The 18,893-nt window shown below is 53.9% G+C and carries 17 protein-coding genes and 3 pseudogenes; 12 read left to right on the forward strand and 8 right to left on the reverse strand.

Going from position 1 to position 18,893, the window contains the following annotated elements; genetic code table 11:
• Positions 1-23 precede the first annotated feature (23 nt).
• From nifK to JCM15764_RS00120, 9 genes and pseudogenes are all read left to right on the forward strand, one after another.
• Positions 24-1,490, forward strand: a pseudogene (gene nifK / locus JCM15764_RS27570) (nitrogenase molybdenum-iron protein subunit beta).
• A gap of 688 nt (positions 1,491-2,178) precedes the next feature.
• Positions 2,179-3,267: an iron-containing alcohol dehydrogenase gene (locus JCM15764_RS00085; protein ID WP_243688047.1), complete on the forward strand. Its 1,089-nt coding sequence runs from the start codon at positions 2,179-2,181 to the stop codon at positions 3,265-3,267.
• Positions 3,268-3,509: 242 nt separating this feature from the next.
• The gene (locus JCM15764_RS00090; RefSeq protein ID WP_243688048.1) at positions 3,510-4,034 is read left to right on the forward strand and encodes a (R)-mandelonitrile lyase; all 525 of its coding nucleotides are present in this window, start codon (positions 3,510-3,512) and stop codon (positions 4,032-4,034) included.
• Positions 4,035-4,351: 317 nt separating this feature from the next.
• Entirely contained in the window at positions 4,352-4,552 is a 201-nt protein-coding gene (locus JCM15764_RS29070; RefSeq protein WP_243688049.1) for a hypothetical protein, read from the forward strand.
• Between the two features lie 35 nt (positions 4,553-4,587).
• Complete coding sequence (locus JCM15764_RS00095) at positions 4,588-5,481, forward strand: MBL fold metallo-hydrolase (RefSeq protein ID WP_243688050.1); 894 nt, start codon at positions 4,588-4,590, stop codon at positions 5,479-5,481.
• A 418-nt stretch (positions 5,482-5,899) separates the two neighbouring features.
• Positions 5,900-6,217: a hypothetical protein gene (locus tag JCM15764_RS00105; RefSeq protein WP_054691727.1), complete on the forward strand. Its 318-nt coding sequence runs from the start codon at positions 5,900-5,902 to the stop codon at positions 6,215-6,217.
• Positions 6,214-7,692, forward strand: a complete 1,479-nt coding sequence (locus JCM15764_RS00110; RefSeq protein ID WP_054691514.1) for an N-6 DNA methylase — start codon at positions 6,214-6,216, stop codon at positions 7,690-7,692. Before JCM15764_RS00105 ends, JCM15764_RS00110 begins: the two co-directional genes overlap by 4 nt.
• Complete coding sequence (locus JCM15764_RS00115) at positions 7,689-9,194, forward strand: hypothetical protein (RefSeq protein ID WP_054691515.1); 1,506 nt, start codon at positions 7,689-7,691, stop codon at positions 9,192-9,194. The genes JCM15764_RS00110 and JCM15764_RS00115 overlap by 4 nt, the downstream gene beginning before the upstream one ends.
• Positions 9,191-9,628 carry a hypothetical protein gene (locus tag JCM15764_RS00120; protein ID WP_054691517.1) on the forward strand — a complete coding sequence of 146 codons (438 nt, stop codon included), beginning with the start codon at positions 9,191-9,193 and terminating at the stop codon, positions 9,626-9,628. Before JCM15764_RS00115 ends, JCM15764_RS00120 begins: the two co-directional genes overlap by 4 nt.
• 365 nt (positions 9,629-9,993) lie before the next feature.
• On the opposite strand, the gene JCM15764_RS20820 is transcribed toward JCM15764_RS00120, so the two are convergent.
• The 5 genes and pseudogenes from JCM15764_RS20820 to JCM15764_RS00135 form a co-directional block, all read right to left on the reverse strand.
• A complete protein-coding gene (locus JCM15764_RS20820) occupies positions 9,994-10,497 on the reverse strand; it encodes a Fic family protein (protein ID WP_243688115.1) in 504 nt (167 codons plus the stop codon).
• Entirely contained in the window at positions 10,436-10,597 is a 162-nt protein-coding gene (locus tag JCM15764_RS20825) for a Fic family protein (RefSeq protein ID WP_243688051.1), read from the reverse strand. Before JCM15764_RS20825 ends, JCM15764_RS20820 begins: the two co-directional genes overlap by 62 nt.
• Before the next feature lie 67 nt (positions 10,598-10,664).
• Positions 10,665-11,117: pseudogene (locus JCM15764_RS20830) on the reverse strand (DUF4172 domain-containing protein).
• A gap of 265 nt (positions 11,118-11,382) precedes the next feature.
• Positions 11,383-12,228 (reverse strand): ribosome biogenesis GTPase YlqF, encoded by an 846-nt coding sequence (gene ylqF, locus JCM15764_RS00130; protein WP_054691519.1) that lies wholly within the window; start codon positions 12,226-12,228, stop codon positions 11,383-11,385.
• A complete protein-coding gene (locus tag JCM15764_RS00135; RefSeq protein ID WP_279384186.1) occupies positions 12,225-12,596 on the reverse strand; it encodes an RNA recognition motif domain-containing protein in 372 nt (123 codons plus the stop codon). The genes ylqF and JCM15764_RS00135 overlap by 4 nt, the downstream gene beginning before the upstream one ends.
• A gap of 204 nt (positions 12,597-12,800) precedes the next feature.
• Here JCM15764_RS00135 and JCM15764_RS29075 point away from each other — a divergent pair, with 204 nt between their 5' ends.
• Positions 12,801-13,145 (forward strand): aldo/keto reductase, encoded by a 345-nt coding sequence (locus JCM15764_RS29075; protein WP_243688052.1) that lies wholly within the window; start codon positions 12,801-12,803, stop codon positions 13,143-13,145.
• Positions 13,146-13,305: 160 nt separating this feature from the next.
• A complete protein-coding gene (locus JCM15764_RS29080; protein WP_243688053.1) occupies positions 13,306-13,830 on the forward strand; it encodes an aldo/keto reductase in 525 nt (174 codons plus the stop codon).
• 70 nt (positions 13,831-13,900) lie between these two features.
• Here the strand turns inward: JCM15764_RS29080 and JCM15764_RS27580 are convergent, their stop codons facing one another.
• From JCM15764_RS27580 to JCM15764_RS20845, 3 genes are read right to left on the reverse strand one after another with little or no spacing between them, the layout of a single operon-like run.
• Positions 13,901-13,990, reverse strand: a complete 90-nt coding sequence (locus tag JCM15764_RS27580; RefSeq protein WP_369412210.1) for a multicopper oxidase domain-containing protein — start codon at positions 13,988-13,990, stop codon at positions 13,901-13,903.
• Positions 13,987-15,216 carry a multicopper oxidase family protein gene (locus JCM15764_RS00145; RefSeq protein ID WP_279384155.1) on the reverse strand — a complete coding sequence of 410 codons (1,230 nt, stop codon included), beginning with the start codon at positions 15,214-15,216 and terminating at the stop codon, positions 13,987-13,989. Before JCM15764_RS00145 ends, JCM15764_RS27580 begins: the two co-directional genes overlap by 4 nt.
• Before the next feature lie 40 nt (positions 15,217-15,256).
• Entirely contained in the window at positions 15,257-15,424 is a 168-nt protein-coding gene (locus JCM15764_RS20845; RefSeq protein WP_243688054.1) for a hypothetical protein, read from the reverse strand.
• A 583-nt stretch (positions 15,425-16,007) separates the two neighbouring features.
• Here JCM15764_RS20845 and JCM15764_RS27585 point away from each other — a divergent pair.
• Positions 16,008-18,821: pseudogene (locus JCM15764_RS27585) on the forward strand (bifunctional nitrogenase iron-molybdenum cofactor biosynthesis protein NifEN).
• The last annotated feature ends 72 nt before the right edge of the window (positions 18,822-18,893 follow it).

Below are 18,893 nucleotides of genomic sequence, written 5' to 3' on the forward strand. Positions count from 1 at the left end.
AGTCCCCGGAGAGGAGAACTATCATGGCTAACAACTTAGGCCTTGCCGTCAAACCAGTCACCGAAACCCCCGAATCAGAAGTTAAACGGGTGGCGGAATGGATCAATACCGAAGAATACAAGGAAAAGAACTTTGCCCGCCAGGCGCTGGTCATCAACCCGGCCCACGCCTGCCAGCCGCTGGGCGCCGAGCTGGCTGCCCACGGCTTCGAGGGGAGCCTCCCCTTTGTCCATGGCTCCCAGGGATGTGCATCCTACTACCGCTCCACCTCAACCGCCACTTCCGTGAGCCTGCCCCGCTGTCTCCGACTCCATGACCGAGGACGGCGCGGTGTTCGGAGGCCAAAACAACCTCCATGAGGCCCTGGAGAATGCCTATACCATCTATAAGCCGAAGATGATGCCGATCTTCACTTCCTGCATGCCCGAGATCATCGGCGACGACCTGACCGCCTTCATCAAGAATGCCCGGCAAAAGGGTTGCATTCCCCAGGATTTTCCGCTCCCCTATGCCAATACCCCCAGCTTCAACGGCTCCCACGTCCATGGCTATGATGCCATGCTCCTCTCCATTCTTCAGACCCTGACGGAAGGAAAGGCCGTGGATGGGCGCTGTACCGGCAAGCTGAACCTGATCGCCGGTTTCGATGCCAATACCGGCAACTATCGGGAGTACAAGCGGATTTTGGGGGAATTCGGCATACCTTATACCCTGCTTGCCGATATCTCCGAAACCTTCGACTCGCCGCTTGACGGAACCTACCGCGCTATCCCGGCGGCACCAAGCTGGAAGACGCCGCCGATTCCATCAACGGCAAGGCGACCATTGCCCTTGGCACCTATTCCACAGCCAAAACCTTCGGCTGGCTCAAGGACAACTATGCCGGCAAGCATGCTGCCCTGCCGACCCCCTTTGGCGTGGCAAAGACCGACGCCTTCATCATGAAGCTCTCCGAGCTCTTCGGCAAGCCGGTTCCCGAATCACTCAAGGCCGAGCGCGGCCGCGCCGTGGATTCCATGACCGATGCCCACCAGTACATGCACGGCAAGAAGTTCGCCCTCTTCGGCGATCCCGACTATCTGCTAGGCTACGTCTCCTTCCTGCTGGAGATGGGCGCCCGTCCGTATCACATCCTCTGCAGCAAGGGGACCAAAAAGCTGGAGAAGGAGATCCAGGCCCTTCTCGATGCCTCACCCTACGGCAAGGATGGCAAGATCTACATCAACAAGGACCTGTGGCACCTGCGCAGCCTGGTCATGACAGATCCGGTGGATGCAATGATCGGCGATACCCACGGCAAGTTCGCCGCTCGGGATGCCAACATCCCCTTGTTCCGCTTCGGCTTCCCTGTCTTCGACCGGGTCAACCTGCACCGCTACCCGCTGATCGGTTATCAGGGGGCGATAAACATGGTGTCGACCATCTGCAACAAGTTCATCGAGATGAGGGATGAGACGTGCGAGGACCGGCACTTCGAGATGATGCGGTAATTAGTTAAAAAAATGGATGGTAGTTCGAAGGTCAGTGACAGCATGATGCGGAGTCACTGACCTTCAATTGCATATGCGGTGTACTTTTTTGCGTACTAGGAGTCTGTCTGACTTAGGGAATCGCAGCGAGAGGATAGCAGGCCGAGGACAGATTTACGGAAATTTGAAGACGAATAGTGGACCTATTGGTCGAAAATTTCGGGAATATGGACCGTTCTGCTATTCTTGCAGCAGATTCATTCCTAAGTCCGACAGACTCCTGGAGCCTACGCTAGTCGATACGGGAGTATAGTGAAGGGAACTACTCTTGCGATTGCAGATGTGTTGGACGATGTGGCAACCCTTGCATTGTTGCACACGGTAATGGGGAAAATTACTGTCAACCAGCTATTGAGAAACCTCCTGTATATCAAACGTTAACTTGAGCCCCAGTAATGGCTTTTCTTTGCTTTATCCTGTTGTCCATAAAATCTCCTAAAAGACTGTTTATCCAAGATTTTTGCTGAAAACATCTTGATTGAATCATATCAAGCCGTTTTTTCTATTACAATATTTGGGGAGCACCCTGTAGGATCAGGCAATAAACGCGTAGGATCATTCTACCGGCTTATTCCGTTGAGCGGTTACGATACAGATCGTCAGGATCAAAAAGATTTGCAAAACAAAGGGCTTTTTCAGGGAGGTTCACATGAAATTCGAGTACTACAATCCAACCCGCCTGATCTTTGCTGCCGGCGCACTCGCACGTCTGGGAGAGGTTGCCAGCCAGCATGGCAAACGTGCCCTGCTGGTTACTGGCGGCGGCAGTGTCAAGCGCAGCGGCGTTTTTGATCGGGCAGTCGCCAGCCTGAAGCTTGCCGGGGTTTCAACGGTGGAATGTTCCGGCGTCGAGCCCAACCCGCGGATCACCACCGTCAGACGCGGTGCCAGGATCGCACGGGACGAAGGATGCGATGTGATCATCGCCCTGGGTGGCGGCAGCACCATGGACGCAGCGAAGGTCATGGCCGCCGCCTTTTACTATGACGGTGACCCTTGGGATATGATCTACCACGGTCAGCCCAAGCCATATGTCCCGACCCGCGCGCTGCCCGTCATCACCGTGCCGACCTTGGCGGCCACCGGTTCCGAGATGAATATGGGGTCGGTTATTTCCAACGAAGAGACGAAGGAAAAGTCCTTTGTCCAGGCCAAATGCCTGTATCCCGTCATCGCCCTGGTGGACCCCGAACTGACGATGAGTGTGCCGCAGGATCAGACGGCTTACGGCATCTGCGATATCATCACCCATGTAACCGAAGGGTATTTCAACGGCGTTGACGGCACCCCCATTCAGGACCGCTTTGCCGAAGGCGTCATCCTCACCGCCATGGAATACGGCCTCAAAGCCCTTGAAGATGGAACCAACCTGGACGCACGCGCCCAGGTTCAATGGGCGTCCATTGTCGCCCTCAACGGCTGGGTTAACGCCGGTACCAATGGAGGGTTTCCCGTGCACATGATCGAGCATACCTTGTCCGCCTATCACGACATCACCCACGGGGCAGGTCTTTCTGTGGTCAATCCGGCCTGGATGCGCTTTGCCGCCAGACACCGGCCGGAAAAGTTCGTGCAGTTTGCCCAACGCATTTTCGGCCTTAAGGGCAAAGGTCCGGATGACCTGGCGTGTGCCATGGAAGGAATCGACCGCTTTGAAGGGTTTCTGCGCTCCACCGGCTGCGACCCGCCTGTCAGAGCTGAAGATTGGGGACGAGCTTATGACACAATATGCCAGTGAAACGGTTCGTATCATCCATGATGACAATGGGCGTCTGCCGGGCCGGCCGCCGATGAGCGAGTCGGACATTGTCCATGTGCTGCGGTCGGCGCTGTGATCTAACAAAGTAAGGGCTGGTGCAGAGGGGTGGGCGGCCAAGCCTATCATATAACTACCTGTGCGGATCTGTACGACCGATTGAATTACATCCCCTTTGACAAGCTCACTTCATTTTTTATCAAAAATTTGAAATAAGGCGACACATGAACAAGAGACTCACGATACTTCCGGCAATCATCCTGAACGCAACGTTCAGCATCATGACCATTTCGGAGGCAAAGACAATGGATAACGGAGTCACGATCGCAACTCAGCCGGAGCAGAAGATCAATATAACCCGGAGTGCATCCCTGTCTTCAAGCCAGGGTTCATCTGAATACTTCACAGGTACCGTAAAAGTCGAAATGCTTTTTACGGCCCCCGAACCCGCTCGTACCACAGGCGGTCGCGTCACCTTCGAACCAGGCGCCCGGACAGCATGGCACTCCCATCCCTATGGCCAAACTCTGATCGTTACTGCCGGTGCCGGTCTGATCCAGCGGTGGGGAGGCCCCATCGAAGAGTTCAAGCAGGGTGATGTGATATGGATTCCGGCTGGGGTGAAGCACTGGCACGGAGCCGCCCCTAATACCGCAATGACCCATCTCGCCATTCAAGAGCAATTAGATGGCAAGGCTGCCGAATGGATGGAGAAAGTCAGCGACGAGCAGTACCGGCAGGCGAAATGACACCCGCAAAATTGGGAATCACTCGGCTTGGAACAGCTCCCCCAAAGAGCCTGCCATCATTTCGCTTGCCAAACAACAAAGGTAAAAGGTATGAAGCTTTCACGCACCGGCGTCTGGAATAAAGGGGACATCAAGAAAAGCCCGGCGGTGAGCCAGGCATATGAAATGGGGAAAAATGCATAGGGGAAAGCCCCCCCTCTCCCCGGCCCTCTCCTTTTAGGCCCTGTGGGTCCACAAGGGGGCGAGGGTGAGCAAGGTTTTTTCTGTCCCCTCTCCCCTCAGTGGGAGAGGGCTAGGGAGAGGGTAAGCAGGAACCGATGAAACGAATCATACTTTATTCCCTGATTACAGGAGTTGTTATCGTTATGGCATCTACGCTGTTTAAAAAGAATAGTTCTGCTCAGACCCGCTCATCTCTATCGCTTGATAGTGATCTGAAACACCCGGTGATGGTGACCAAAGGTGGGCGGCTTGAATCTGCCGCATTATGTGGGATTTCTTTTTTAATAAGCCTGTGAATACGCGTCCATCTGGGAAAATCCCGGTACAGGCATTGACCAGAGAGCAGCTCCTGGCGGTCCCGAACAACACGGTCTATCGCCTGGGCCACTCGACCGTCCTGCTGAAGCTGCATGACGCCTTCTGGCTCACCGACCCGATGTTCTCCGACCGGGCTTCGCCGATGCAGTTCGCCGGACCGGAACGGTTCCACAAACCACCCATCAGCATCGACGAACTACCACCGATCAAGGGGGTAATCATCTCCCACGACCATTACGACCACCTGGACCACGCCTCCATCATGAAGCTGGCTGGTAAGGTTGATTACTTCCTGACGCCACTTGGTGTTGGAGACATTCTTATTGACTGGGGAGTGCCGGCCGCAAAGGTGCGGCAACTGTACTGGTGGCAGGAGACAGAGGTTGACGGTGTCAGTTTTGCCTGCACGCCGGCGCGACACTTTTCCGGTCGTGGCCTGTTCAACAAAAATCAAACCCAGTGGGCGTCATGGGCAATCTTGGCTCGTGATCAGCGAGTCTTCTTTAGCGGTGATTCCGGCTACTTTGACGGTTTCAAGCAGATCGGCGCGAAGTATGGTCCCTTCGATCTGACCCTGCTGGAAACAGGCGCCTACAATGCAAACTGGCCGGAAGTTCATATGCACCCGGAAGAGAGCATACAAGCTCATATAGACCTGAAAGGCAGGAGTCTGCTTCCCATCCACAACGGCACTTTTGACTTGTCCATGCACTCCTGGCAAGAACCTTTCGAGAGAATAGCCGCTCTGGGCACTGTTCAGGGTATCCCGGTCATGACGCCCCTGATGGGTGAGCCTGTCAGCATGCACGACATAAAGAGTGCTCGGCACTGGTGGGGAGAGGTGGATAGAGGTAAAGAAACCGAGCGGGTGCAGGTTAAGGGACAACCGGTGGCTGAGCGGTTTTGAAGAGAGCCGATTTGGTCAGCGTTGGATGCTGGTCGGGCGGCTTTTGGCCTTCTTGGTGACTAATAATTAAGATGCCCCCAGAACGCCCGAAGGGTGAAGTGAAGTGACATACTGGAAGGCCTGCTTTTGACGGGCTTTTTTAGTTGGTGAGGTGTAGCGAGAAATCACATTTTATTGATTCGAAATTCGATATCACCTTGGAGCCTGACTCTCATAGACGAGCGTTTGACCGAATAATCGCACTCGGCAATGTTCAAGGTATTCCGGTCATTACTACCCTGATGGGTGAACCTGTTGGCGTGCGTAACACAAAGGGGGGCAGCGGTGGTGGGGAGATGTGGATAAAATCTTCAACAGTAAAGAACAAAAAAGACATTAAAAAGCTGGTTTTTTACATAAATTAATGTATATCTTGATCATGACTTACGATGAGTTCAAACGGCATATAGGGAAAGCAGGGTTAACCATCAGAGAGTTTGCCGTGCTTATAAAACTCAAACCTGCCTCGATTTCAAACTATGCCAAATCGGGAGAGGTGCCATCACATCTTTCAATCATCGCAGTTCTCCTAGCGGAGCTGGCTGAACATAAGGTTGACTTTCGAGAAATACTGGACCATGTCGAGATAGCTGAAAAGAAGCCTCGCGGTGCCGGAAAAGGAAAATTCGGCGGCGATCCGCAGGCCCTTCTGTTTCCTCCACAGACACCACAAACTGCTTCAGGAGCGGCTCTATGAACGAACTCATTGAGACACTTGCGGAATACGGGGCAGACCTCAGTCCGGACGGCGGATTAAGGCTGCTTGCAGAAAAGCCGGAAATGCTTTCGTACGTGAGTCTGATCGCGGCGCGTTATCGTGGACAGGGTGATCTCAAGGCGCTGTTCGGAGTTTACGAATGGCAAAGTTCTCCGCTTGTCTTTCTAGTAAACGGCGCTGATATTACCGAAGATCAGTTTTGCCATATCCGCCGCTGTATAGCCCTGCGTGGCGATGCGCCTTATCTGGGGGTTGTGCGTCCCGGGCAACTGACCATTCATCGGGTTTCACTGGATAAAGACGGTGACAAGGCCAGCCGTATCAAAGGGCTACCAGAAGAGCGACGAATCATCTTTCCCACTCTTGCCAACTCTCGCCCCGACATTGCGCCACACAAAAAATGGATTTCCGGCATAGTGCTCAAGCTGTTACGCGATGCCATTCGGGACTTGCTGAAATGCCCGGTGATTACTCGCAATGATGCCATTTCTCTTGCCGGTCGCGCCCTGTTTCTCCGTTTCCTTGGTGATCGTAATCTTCTGCCTGACCATCTCAGACCTTCGCATGAGATCTTCAATGACTCCCGCCGCGCCGAAGCTGCATCTCAATGGCTGGACGTAACCTTTAACGGTGATTTCCTCCCGTTTTCCGACGGTCTGCTCTCACGCCTGCCGAATGAAACGCTGAAACCTCTCGGCAATATCATGTATCGTGCTGTGGAGGGGCAGTTGTACCTTGGCTGGGAAGAAAAGTGGGACTACCTCGATTTTGCCCATATCCCGGTCGGAGTGCTCAGCGAGGCCTACGAACATTACATGCGGGAGCATGATCAGGAGCGTCAACGCAACGAAGGGAGCTTTTATACACCACGCGCCATTGCCGACCTGATGGTGAACGCCGCATTTCATCCGCTCCGCCGCAAAGGTATTGCCGCCGATGCCAAGGTGCTTGATCCGGCAGCGGGGGCCGGAGTTTTCATTGTTTCCGCCTTCCGGCAACTGGTGATGGAACGTTGGCAGCGAGACAATAAGCGCCCCGACACCCATGTGCTGCGGGAAATCCTCTACAACCAACTCGTCGGTTTCGATATCAATGAAGCGGCGCTCCGCTTTGCCGCCCTTGGGCTTTATCTCATGTCCATCGAACTGGACCCCGAACCGGAACCGGTGGAAAAACTTCGCTTCAACAAGAATCTTAAAAACAAGGTGTTGTACAACCTGAATGATGGCGTTAGCGATGGCCTTGGCAGCTTGGGCAAGGCTGTTAGCGACTCGCATGTTGGACAGTATGATCTGGTTATTGGCAATCCGCCGTGGCCGGGCGATACAAGACTTCCAGATTGGCATATTGTTAAAGAAGTAGTCGATGCGATTGCTCGTGAGCGCTTACCAGACCAAGCCCCACCTCCTATCCCCAATGAAGTGCTGGACCTGCCATTTGTCTGGCGAGCATGAAATGGGCAAAACCTGGAGGGCAAATTGCCTTTGCCCTGCATGCTCGCATTCTATTCCAACAAGGCAACGGCATGGTAGAGGCACGCGCAGCCCTATTTCGTGCGCTTGAGATAAGCGGCGTGATCAATGGTGCTGAACTGCGCAATTCTAAGGTTTGGCCTGAAATAGATGCTCCATTTTGCTTACTTTTTGCTCGCAATCAATTGCCTTCTGCTGATGTCGCATTCCGATTTGTTACGCCTCATTTGGAAAAAGGTTTAAATGGCGCTGGTTCGATGCGAATAGATGCTGCCAATGCTGATTTTGTGACACCAGATCAAGTCATGGAACATGCAGCATTGTTTAAAATATTATTTCGTGGAACTACACTGGATCTGAAAATTTTTGACAGACTGAGGACACGAGGTTTGATCAAGCTATCACAGTATTGGAAGCAGCATTTTGGGGAATCAAGGGGGCATCTAAAAAATGTAAGCACTGGATACCGACGAGTTTGTCCAAGTACAAAGCAACCTCAACTATCAAAGCATTTGCAAAATATGCCTGATTTACCTTCAGGCACATTTTTGCCAATTCTCATTGATCCTAATGCCCTTAAACCATTTACTGATTCAGAGCTTGATCGTGCAAGAGAACCTGAAGCATATAAAGGACCACTTCTGATTGTGCACAAATCACCTCCGACAACAAACGGCAGAATACGTGTTTCCATGTCGGAAAATGATTTAGTGTTTAATGAAGTATATTATGGCTACAGTGGTAAAACACATCCAAACTCCATTATATTTATTAGATATTTAACTCTTCTCGTTGGTAGCAAACCAGCCTTTTGGTATATGTTGATGACCAGTGGCGAATTCGGTTTTGAACGAGAAGTTGTTGAAAAAATTATTATCGACAACATTCCAATCATTCCCTTTGAATCTCTTGACGCTGCCACATTGGCAAAAGTGGACGAACTATTTGACGCCATTGCCCATGAAGATTGTCCGGAGAATTGGACCAAGGTTGATGCTTGGGCTGCCTCGTTGTACGGACTGAACGAGCAGGATTTACAGGTCATTGCCGATACACTGCGCTATAACCTGCCCTTTGCCGCAAACAAGCATGCTGCTCAGAAGACGCGTACAACTGAGGATGTGGCAGTATTTTGTAATACTCTAAAAATTGAGCTTAACTCGTGGGCCAAGCGGGAAGGCTTGCAGATTGAGGTGCAGACGATGCGGCTGCCTACCGCCTCACCGTGGAGTGTCTTGAGCGTAAGCGCAATTGCTCCGGGCAAAGAAAAAAAAACCACAACGAGCGATGAATGGCCGGTTATTTTACAGCTAGCTGACCGGTTGGCTTCCACCGAGGTTATCCTCCCCAACCCGGACAACAACACCCTTTTGATCGCCCGGCTCAATCAGGCTCGTTATTGGAGCCACAGCCAGGCTCGGCTGGTCGCACGCCGCATAGTCTGGGAACATCTGGACACGCTCTTCGGAAGTGAGACGAAATGAGCCTGTCACCCAACTATCAGCTTGAAGAGTTTATGCGAGGTGTTGAACGGCCTGTACCGCCCCTGCAACCCCGACCACTCAGGGCAATTGCCGAAATGCTGGTCGCGGCATGGGAAGGTTTGCTTGAGGATTACGAAGAAGTTCTGCGTCATGATGAAGAAAAAGTAGTCAATACCCTGATGGAATCCCGGCTTAAAAGCTTGTCTGAACTAAATCCGCAGTGGAGCATGCTTGTTGCCAGTGTGGAGCGTGGCAAAGAAACAATTAATTATGATGGCAGCAAGCTGGAAACCCGCCCTGATTTTTCCATCTATCTTACAAACCGCTCTTCAAAGCTTCCACTCATAGTCGAATGCAAACTGCTTGATACAACTGATACCAAAAGCAAGAAAACGATTAACCTCTATTGCACAAAAGCTGGCGCGATTTATTGAGGGGCAGTATGGTTGGTATGCCCGCGAAGCTTCATGCTTGCCTATGTACGGGACAATTCAACCATTGCCGACTGCCTCTCGCCGCACCTTGAGCAACAACAAAAAGAAATTCCGGACTCTTTTCTGACACAACAACTCCCCCATGCACTCGGCCATTCTTCCCACGAGCTGGCGCTATCGCGTCATGGACGGAACTTTCCTGGTAATCCAGGCACAATTGAAGTGTGGCATTTGTGGCTTAGCTGAGCCAAAGGGGACAGCATATTTAATTGTTAAGAAGATGGTTTACAAAGGAGACCGCAGGGGAATTCCCATACTCAATTCAGCCACCGGTTCAATCTGCCGCTCATTAAGCTTAATACTTATCACTTCGTGTTCTTATCGCAAAGCAGCTCATACCGTACGCTCCGCCCCTTGCCGACCCGCTCCAGTACTCCCCATTCATACAGCTGATCCAATTCGCGGAACGCTGTGCCTTTGCTGGTATGGGTTATGGATGCATAGTTCTTTGTGGTAAGCCCTCCCTCGAAACCACCGGGATTTGCCTCCAGCAAACGGTTGATTACTTTCTTCTGTCGGTCAGTCAACTGCAGATGATCATGCCGCCGCCAGAACTCTGAGCGTGAGAACACCCCATTCAAGATATCCTCTGATCTCCGGATAGCCCTTGCATAACAGCCGAGAAACCAGACCAGCCACGGAGTAGTTTCGCAGGTGCCTTTCTGGCACCGCTCCAGGATGTCGTAATACTCTTCCCGGTCAGCCATGATCTGTGCGGACAGGCTGTAGGACCGGACCCTCTGTTGGTCATCCTGGGAAAGGGCCATATCGGTCAGGGCGCGTGCCAGTCGTCCGTTGCCATCCGTCAAAAGGGTGGATGGTGACGAACCAGAAGTGCGCCAGGGCCGCCCTGATGATCCCTTCCATATTCCCGCGCGATTCCTGCCACCACGTCAGAAATCGTTCCATTTCTGTACCTACCTGACTACTTGGCGGAGCTTCGTAATGACCCTCTCTCTACCGATGGGACCAGATATTACTCGCATCGGTTCAGTACCTTCACGCCACTTACCAACCTGGATTTTGTGCATTCCCGAATAGCCGGAGGGAAACAGAGCCGCCTGCCAGCCCCAAAACGCTCGGCAGAAACTGGCGCTTCGCAATTCTGTGTAGCGTCCATCAGTACCGAAACCAGATCGTCAATGCGCCGGTCAACTGGAAGCCCGGCGCTGGGGATGCCGAGCCTGCGGGCAACAGAAGACCGCACTGAGCGGGGGTCAAGTTGTTCCCCTTCAATGGCGGACGTTTTGATTGTTTCTTCCACCAGAATTTCTGCTTGCGCCTGCAGTTCCAGCGACAAGCCTAAACTGGCAACCTTTGCGATCAGTCGGCCCTAGGCGAGACGGCATTCACCCAGGGGGGCCAGAAGTTGTTCCGCATCCCAGGTAAAACTTGGCCAATTGTTGCTTTGCCAGATATGCCGCACCATGAATCACCTCACTAATTACAGCAAAATATGATGTGATTAGTGACTTTATAATGCAACATATTTATCCGCAACAAATTCTGCCGGTGGCTGAGCAGCTCTGATGCCCGGTGCTGCAAGTTATGAAAGCCTCATGTAATTGCTGTTATGGCATTTCCGGAGGGGATAGATGGTTTTACCGGGTGGGCGGGAATTCTGGAGACAGCATACTTAATTGTTAAGAAGAAGGCGTACAAGTGAGACCGGCTGAAATCAGCCGGTCTCTTTTTTAGTCCGCCCCATCGTACTCAGACCGCTCAAAGCTGACCCGGCCGATTTTACCTGCCCGTAGCTCCCGCAGAAACGCCTCGCTGGCGCGATTCATGTCCACCAGCCCTCCGGAGACGAGACATCCCAGGCGGCGGCCGACCTGTTCCAGCAGTTCGGCTCCGGTCTCCGGCAGGTCCGTGAGTTTGTAGCGGGCGATCAGCAGGTCACGGTACTGCTCCATCATGAATTCTGCGGCAAAAATAGCTACTTCCATGTAGTCGAAGGCGTTGTCACCGATTGCACCGCTGGCTGCCAAACGATAAGCCGCCACCTGATCCTTCATGTCGGGCCAGAGCAGGCCGGGGGTGTCGGACAGGATAATGCCGTTGCGCAGGTCGATCCGCTGGTGGCTGGTTGTGATGGCCGGCCGGTCACCGACCTTGGCCACGCTTTTGCCCGCTAGGGTGTTGATGAGGGTGGATTTGCCCACATTGGGAATGCCGACTACCATGGCCCTCAGTGGATAGCCGGGTTGTTTACCCCAGTTTGGCGCCAGGCTGTAGCAGATTTTGATGAGCTGTGCCGTTTCCCGGTGCTGTTTCGCCGACAGGGGGAGAGCCCTGACGCCGTTTTCCCGTTCAAAAGTGCGGACCCAGGCCTTGGTCACGGCGGGATCGGCCAGGTCGTTCTTGTTCATCACTTTGATGCAGGGCTTGTTCCGGCGCAGCTCGTGCAGCAGGTGATTGGAGCTGGATACCGGAAGACGGGCGTCCACAATCTCAATAATCACATGGGTAGACCTTACCAGTTCGGCGATCTCTTTATGGGCCTTGCCCATATGTCCTGGATACCATTCTACAGTCATTGGCGGTTTCTTTCCCCATTGCCTTCGCTTTCGGCAAGATCCCGGCGTTCACGCGGCTGCTGGGTGTTGGCTTCACTGACCTTCAGTGGCCTGCCCAGCAACAGAGTGCCGTTCAAGGTCCCCATCGCCTGCTGGGCCTCTTCGTCCGAGGCCATCTCCACAAAGGCGAATCCCTTGGGCTTGCCGGTGCGAGCGTCAGTGACGAAGTTGATGGCGTCCACGGTACCATATTGGGCAAAGAGCCTCTCAGGGTTTCCTCTGTTGCCTTGAATGCGATATTCGATACATACAGCCTTTTTCCCATGTCGTGAATCTCCTGTTTCTCTTGGAACTGAGTTGCATCGTGCTTCCCGAAGGCGGGTGCGGATTTATGCACGTCAGTATACTATCACAGAAATCCGGATAATGATTGCCAAACCCCTGATGCATGTCTGAAAGGTTATACATTAAACTGAGGGAAAAGTATCAGCAGATCAGCGAACCTGCCTTAGTCTTCCGCAGTACGATAGAATTAAGATAAGGTCAGGAAAAAACGGCAACGAAACCACATCCATCATATGGAGGAATAACCGATGATCTCTCGACGACAATTCAACAAGCAAAGTATAGCCTTGGTGGCCGGGTTGGCTGCGGGGCACCTTCTTTCGCCAATGCTTCACGCAGAAATGAGTCGCGGCAACAATGGAATGATCTACCGCGCCCTCGGCCGCACAGGCGAGCACGTCTCCATCATCGGCCTGGGGGGCTGGCACATCGGCCAGCTATCTCTTTCCGAGCACGAGTCGATTCAGCTCATCCGCCAGGCCATAGACCGTGGCATCACCTTCATGGACAACTGCTGGGACTACAACGAAGGCGTAAGCCAAGTCCGCATGGGCAAAGCTCTTAAGGACGCTACCGCCAGAAGGTCTTCCTGATGGACAAAATCGACGGCCGCACCAAGGCGGAAGCTGCCCGGCAGATCGACTCATGTCTTCAGCGCCTGCAAACTGACCGCATCGACCTGATGCAGTTCCACGAAGTCATTCGACTGGAAGACCCGGACCGCATCTTCGCCGAGGGGGGGCATTCGAAGCCATGGCGGAAGCTCAGAAAGCCGGCAAAATCCGCTATATGGGTTTCACTGGCCACAAGGATCCGTTTGTTCATTTGCGTATGCTTGATTTTGCCCAAAAGCACAAATTCCACCTGGACGCGGTGCAGATGCCGCTCAACGTGATGGATGCGCACTTCCGCAGCTTTGAGCGCGAAGTGCTGCCCGTGCTTAATCGCGAAGGTATCGCGCCACTCGGCATGAAAGCCTTCGGCCACCCCTACATCCTCCACAGCAACACCGTCAAGCCTATGGAGGCGCTGCACTACTGCCTGAATCTGCCCATCGCTGTGCAGATCACCGGCATCGACAGTCAAAAGATCCTCGACCAGGCCCTCGAGGCCGTTCGCACCTTCAAGCCGCTCACGCAGACCGAGGTCGCAAGCATTCTGAAGCGTACCAGGTCCGCAGCCCTTGAAGGCAAGTACGAGCTATACAAAACCAGCACGCGCTTCGACGGCACGCAGCAGCACCCCGAATGGCTTGGTAAGGACCCGCTTGCAGGCTAAAGAAAAAGGGACGCCAGTGATACTGGTGATGTCCCTTTTTCATTTAAAACATTAAACAGCCGCGTCTAGCCTACATGGGCATGCCTTCTCCCCTGATATCCCACACTCCCATCATGCCTATGTCCTCGTGCTCAATAATGTGGCAGTGGAACATGGTCATGCCATCCAGTCCATGACAGGCACCAGCAGCTTAACGCTCCCCCATTTGGGGACGATGACCACATCCTTCCAGGCGGGGATCTTGGTGTAAAGGGACGCATAACCGGCGTCGCCACCGGTGATGGATAAGACTTGGGCCGAGTTGACGTGCTGGTGGAACGGGTGATCCATGCCGCTCTGGTTGACGATCTCCCATACCTCCCAGCCCCCCAGGTGTGACATGATGGTGCAGGCATTGTCCATGCCGAGGAAGGTCTGGCCGTTGATGTATCCTCTGCCCTGCATCATGCTCAGGGTTAGTCTGCGTTGCGGTAAAGCGGCCGTATCCATGACAACCCGTTTGGCGTTCGTATTGATGGAGGCGGGCAGGGAGTTATTTACCGGTGAGCCTTTGTAGGAGAGGGTGAGAAGGGTGACCTGCTGTTGGGTGCTCATGCCGCCACGGTTGTAGGGGAGGGAAAGGAAGCGGTAGCTCTTTTTCGCCTGGTTTGCCTTGACCAGGATATCTACCCGCTCTCCCGGTGACAGGAGTATTGAGGATACAGGATAGGGCTTATCCAGCAGGCCGCCATCCGTGCCGATCAGATTGATGGAATGATTTTCCAGGGCAAGGTTGAAAAAGCGGGCATTGCAGGCATTGACGATCTGCCATCTTTGCACCTGTCCCGGCTGGATATTCAGCACCGGATTCACCTGGCCATTGACCATGACCAGGTTTCCCTCCTTGCCATGCATGTATTGCATGGTGGAGGTATAGGGCTCGGGCACCGATCCGCTCAGGGTCAAGTCCTTCAGCACCATGATATGCGTTTCCAGGCCGGACAGTGCCGGTGTTTCATCCTCCACCACCAATGGACCGGCCAATCCCCCCCAGTATTGTTCGGCGACCACCCCGTGCACGTGAGGGTGGTAGAAATTCAAGTGTCCCGGTTCTTCAAAATCCATGCAGTAATTGTAATCGTAGATGTCTCCCGGATGCAGTTGGATCATCATGCTGTCAGCCGGCGGTTTGGGCGAGACATGGAGACCGTGGGTATGCAGGTTGGTGATGTTTTTGGTGTGGCCTAAAATGTTCTTTTCCGCAGTGGGAGGGAGGAAGTTCTTCAACTGCACCAGAAGATCCTCTCCCCGCTTCGCCCGAATGGTTGGCCCGGGGAACGAACCGTTGTATGTGAGTAGGGTAGCAAGTGTTCCATTGACATTAATGTTTGTTTCCTCGATGGCCAATTCATAGACTCCGTTGATGTTTTTTACCGCCTCGGGTGGATCACGGAAAACAGCTCCCGGCGGCGTTGATGATCGTAGTTCCTCCCCCCATGCGGCTGTTACCCATCATAGCCTGTGCCAGCCCCGTGTGCAGACTCAGATACGCTCCGGTTATGCCACAAGAGCTAAGAGCCATGAACTTCCTTCTGCTGATCCTTTTTCTTGTCACTTTGTTGCCCTCCTTTTAGTTTTTTTACTGATGTTCCTGGTCAGGTTACCTTTAGCCGGCCATCACCAGATTCATGAATAAAAGCATTTTACTTTTTGCGGGAGGCAGGTTTAACTTGACCATTTTGGTGTAATGGACAATAAAAAAGGCCTGCGGAAGCAGGCCATAAGTCTGTTGCGTCGGAAAGGTCTTACATGTCCGCATTAATACTCTCCACGGAGATCATTTGATAACAGGCAGCGTGGTACTTTCTGAGCGGGATGAAGGAGGATTCTTCCGTTAGCAACTATACCTGTTTGTTAGATCTTTTCAATAATTGCCGTCTTCATCACTCAATAATGCTTTTAAAGCGGAGAGTTGCCCAAATTGTAGGCATTTTCTTTGAACCATAACGAAAAGAATCAGGTAACCGGCGGAAATAACGCTGAAGTATAAACCATGATCATGTTGGCACGGCAAATGCTCAGGAGACGGTAAAGGAATACTTCATACGCAGGTTATTGGCAAAGGCGCCAACCATTTCATAGATGGGGCGCCTTTTGTCATTTTTCAGGCTTCGCGTTGAATGAAAGGGAGAAAAAGTATGGCGAAACCCGACTATTACGATGTAACCGACTGCAAAACAAATGACGCGGGGGCGCCCAAATTCTGCAAAAAATCCGAACCGGGGGAGGGTACGGAACGGAGCTGCGCCTACGATGGCGCCAGGGTGGTGCTGATGCCGATCACCGATGTGATCCACCTGGTGCACGGGCCATTGCCTGTGCCGGCAATTCCTGGGACAACCGGGGTGCCCGTTCGTCCGGTTCGCAGCTCTATCGTCGCGGTTTCACCACTGAAATGCTGGAAAACGATGTGGTGTTCGGCGGTGAAAAGAAGCTGTACAAGGCTATTTTGGACTTGGCAGGACGCTATCCCGAGGCCAAGGCCATTTTCGTTTATGCCACCTGTGTCACCGCCATGACCGGTGATGATGTGGAGGCGGTCTGCACGGCGGCTGCGGAAAAGGTTGCCGTTCCTGTGATACCGGTAAATACCCCCGGCTTCATCGGCGACAAAAATATCGGCAACCGTCTGGCCGGCGAGATCCTCTTCAAACATGTCATCGGCACCGCAGAGCCGCCGGTGCTGGGCGAATATGCCATAAACTTGATTGGCGAATACAACATCGCCGGCGACCTGTGGGGCATGCTGCCGCTTTTCGATCGGCTCGGCATCCAGATCCTTTCCTGCTTTTCCGGCGACGCCAAATTTGAAGAGCTGCGCTATGCCCACCGGGCCAGGCTCAACGTCATTATCTGTTCCAAATCTCTGACCAACCTTGCCAAGAAGATGCAGAAGACCTTCGGCATGCCTTACATCGAAGAATCCTTCTACGGCATGACCGATACGGCCAAGGCTCTCCGCGACATTGCCCGGGAACTGGACGATGCGGTGGGGGGGCTGGAAAAGCGGGTCATGCAGGACCGGGTGGAGAAACTTATCGAGGAGGAAGAGGCCAAGTGCCGGACTGCCATTGCCCCTTACCGGGCGAGGCTGGAAGGGAAGCGGGCGGTGCTTTTCACCGGCGGGGTCAAGACCTGGTCCATGGTCAATGCCCTGCGGGAACTGGGGGTTGAGATCCTGGCCGCCGGTACCCAGAACTCCACCCTGGAAGATTTTTATCGCATGAAGGGCTGATGCACCGGGATGCGAAGATCATCGAGGACACCTCCACCGCCGGTCTCCTCAAGGTGATGCAGGAGAAGATGCCCGACCTGATCGTGGCCGGGGGCAAGACCAAGTTCCTGGCCCTCAAGACCAGGACCCCCTTTCTCGATATCAATCATGGCCGCTCCCATCCCTATGCCGGTTACGAAGGAATGGTGACCTTCGCCAGGCAGCTGGACCTGACGGTGAATAATCCATCTGGCCGGCGCTCAATGCACCGTCTCCCTGGGAGAAAGACAAAGGTGAACTGGTTGCCGATGTGGCGCTGGCTGCCGGCCACGGGGAGGCTTTTCTTGCTTTGCCTATGCCGGCAATCGAATCCTTGCTTCCCCCTCCCCCTGTGGGAGGGGGACAGGGGGAGGGGGATGTCTGCGGGGGAGGGAGGATGAAAAATGCTACCGTCAATCCCCAGAAAAACTCGCCGGCCCTGGGGGCGACCCTGGCCTTCCTCGGCATCGACCGCATGTTGGGCCTTCTCCATGGCGCCCAGGGGTGTTCCACCTTCATCCGTTTGCAGTTGTCGCGGCACTTCAAGGAATCCATAGCCTTAAATTCCACAGCCATGAGCGAGGATACAGCCATCTTCGGCGGCTGGGAGAACCTGAAAAAGGGCATTGGCCGGGTGATGGAAAAATTCACTCCGGGGGTGGTGGGGGTGATGACCTCGGGACTTACGGAAACCATGGGGGACGACGTGCGCAGTGCCATCGTGCACTTTCGCTGGGAAAATCCCCAGTACGATCATGTTCCGGTCATTTGGGCGTCCACTCCGGATTACTGCGGCTCCATGCAGGAAGGGTATGCCGCGGCCGTGGAGGCGATTGTGGAGGCCCTGGTGGAAGAAGGGGACGAAGCGACCATTGTCAACCAAGTCAACCTCCTCCCCGGTGCGCATCTGACCCCGGCGGACGTGGAGGAACTGAAGGAGATCATCGAGTCCTTTGGCCTCACGCCGGTGGTGATCCCGGATATTTCAAATGCCCTGGACGGCCACATCGACGGCACCGTCTCCCCCCTCTCCACCGGGGGCATCGCTGTGGAGCACATCCGGGCGGCTGGGCGCAGCGCGGCAACGCTCTATGTGGGAGACTCCCTGGCAAAGGCAGCGCTGAAACTGAAGGAGCGCTGCGGCATTCCTGCCTACGGCTTTACTTCCGTTACCGGTCTTAAAGAAGTGGATATGCTCATGGAGACCCTGTCGGCCATCAGCGGCCGACCGATCCCGGAAAAGCATCGCCGCTGGCGCAGCAGGCTCACGGATACCATGGTGGACAGCCACTACCAGTTCGGCAATAAGAGGGTGGCCATTGCCCTGGAAGCCGACAACCTGAAGACGTTGACCCGGTTTCTGGCCGGCATGGGGTGCCTGGTCCAGGCAGCTCTCTCGGCCACACGGACCAGAGGACTCGACAGCCTGCCCAGCGAACATATAATGGTTGGCGATCTGGAGGACCTGGAGACGGCGGCACAGGGAGCGGACCTGCTGGTGGCCAACTCCAACGGCCGTCAGGCAGCCGGTAAACTGGGTATCAAGGCACATTTACGAGCGGGATTGCCGGTATTCGACCGACTGGGTGCCCACCAGAAGATGTGGGTAGGTTACCGGGGGACGTTGAATCTGGTTTTCGAGGTGGCAAATATATTTCAGGAGAATGGGAAAGAGGCACAAAAACTGGCACATAATTAGTCTTACCCCCCCCGTTCACGTACGTTCACTTCCCCCCTATGGAATAGGGGGGATTGAGGGGGGTCATGGTAT

This window comes from Geotalea toluenoxydans JCM 15764, from assembly GCF_001311985.1.
Classification (GTDB): Bacteria; Desulfobacterota; Desulfuromonadia; order Geobacterales; family Geobacteraceae; genus Geotalea; species Geotalea toluenoxydans.